The 2004-nt window shown below is 62.8% G+C and carries 1 protein-coding gene; it reads right to left on the bottom strand.

The genetic code is table 11. The features are described from left to right. Positions 1-388: 388 nt before the first annotated feature. Positions 389-1654: a hypothetical protein gene (locus VMD50_RS06375; RefSeq protein WP_325425962.1), complete on the bottom strand. Its 1266-nt coding sequence runs from the start codon at positions 1652-1654 to the stop codon at positions 389-391. Between the last annotated feature and the right edge of the window lie 350 nt (positions 1655-2004).

Here is a 2004-nt window from a genome sequence, read left to right as displayed (position 1 = left end):
GACCAATCACTGTTATCGTGCATCTGTCAGGTGCGCTCTCTTCTCGGATAGCTACGGCGCGGAAACCATGATTATCCTTGAGGCAGCGCACCTTTCACGTTCACGACACTCGACACCGGTCAATTACGTGAAATGTCGAGGTACGGTCAATGTCCCACAGGACAAGCGCAGCCGGCGTCATTTAGTTTTAGTCCTACCTTTCGAATCGCATGCGCCACATAGGAATTTACCGTGCACCTCCGAATCGCGTGAGCTCGCAATTGGGCACCAAACTTTTCTCAAGCCGATTCGCATCCGTCAAGGATATACTCATTGATATACGTCGATTATTAGTGTGTCGATCGGGCTGTCCGCCGCCTGTCGCCAATCCCGAGTTGATATTAGCCGCTTAGCGCAGGTCGTAGGCCGCTTGGCGGATGCTGTAGTCGGCGTCGGTTTGGTCCGGTGAGCCCGTGGACCTTCGCGACGAACTTCGCGACGGTGAACCCGTGCGGTGCCGGGGCCAGCGCGAGGGCTGCGCGCAGTGCGTCACGCATGCGTGGTTTGTTGAGGTCGACGCCGCCGACCCGGGTGGCACCCAGCAGCGACGCGGTGGGCAGCCAATCGAGCACAACCGTCGGGGAGAAATCCGGTATCCACACAATCCAGCGCAGGCCTTGGTGGTCAGCCGCGCGAAGTGCAGCTTGAACACGGTCAGGTCATAGCTAGGTGTCTCGATCGCGGCCTCGATCACCGAGGAGTTTTTCCGGTCGCGGTGCGGCCGGGCCTTGGCGCCGAAGAGGGTGCGCAGCTTGGGCACGTCCAGCCGGGAGCGGGTCCGGTCCACCACCGTGTCGAAGAGCCGTTGCATGCGGTGCCCGTCGGCGAAGATCAGGTTGCGGCTGTACTCGAGCTGGTATACGGCGAACCCGTAGACGAAGCCGCTTTTCTGCTGCTCGTCGAGGTCGAGCCCGAAACACAGGCACGCCGAATAGATCCACCGCCGACAGACCTGACTCAGCCGCCCTACAGTCGCATCCTGCGACAAGGCATCTGCGATCCGAGCCAGGCCCGCGGGGTCGGCGACCGCGGTGAAGCAGTTGCCGGCCTTGGTGAATGCTATCCCCGCCGCCTGGGCCTGGCGGGCCACGTACTCGTGGCCGTTGAGGATGATCTGCGCGCCGAACGGTGGATGCCCTGACATCTTGATGGTGACATGCCCCCACACCGGGTCGATGATGTGAAACGAATAGTGATTGACGTACTCGGTTCTCCTCTCGATGTTGACGATCCGGCCCGCCGCCGACCGCTTCACCTTCCACACCGGCGCCGGCGCCTTGGCCGCCAGCACCAGGAACACCCCTGTCTTGATCTCGTGGGTGGCCAGGTACTCCTCGGCGATGCGGTGCTTGCGCTCGCCGGCCTTGCAGAAGATCACCGGGACCGCGTTGGCCGCCCCCCAGGCCTTAACCCGCCGGGCGAAACGCCCGGCCAGCCGCATTAGGTGGGTGTTGTCCAGCTCGGCGTCGCTGTCGTCATGCCAGTGTCGCCACCACACCCGGAACCCGCCCGCGTTGTGCCCGAGCGGAAAGAACGCGTTGAGCACGATCCGATCCACGCAGTCGTAGCTGCCGGTGAGCAGATTCGCGTAACGAAGGCTGAAATCGTCGGCCATCGCCCCAACCTAAGACCGCCACGGTGCAAGCGCCTCCGGTGAGCCGAAACTGCCCGAAGGGCCACCGCTGCCGGGCGAAGTCCCGGCAGCGGGGTAGTTACTTCGACCTGAAAAACTCTGGGCGTGGCGAGACGCCTGGATAGGCTCTGAGCTGGGACGATGGTCGCGAACCCTTGGACTAGTCTAGACGGGATCGAGACCATCGTGTTTTGTTGACCGTCTCTTTCGATGGCGACCACACGGGGCTTGATCGTCACTTGTGATGCCGAGGGCTTTTGGCGCGGGTAGGGCTCGTCGCCACCGTCATCGTGGCCATGAACGCCGCGTGTGCCGGTCAGGGCGGTCACCCC

The organism is Mycobacterium sp. (assembly GCF_035506235.1).
Taxonomy (GTDB): domain Bacteria; phylum Actinomycetota; class Actinomycetes; order Mycobacteriales; family Mycobacteriaceae; genus Mycobacterium.
This window is presented reverse-complemented; position numbering and strand designations above follow the sequence as displayed.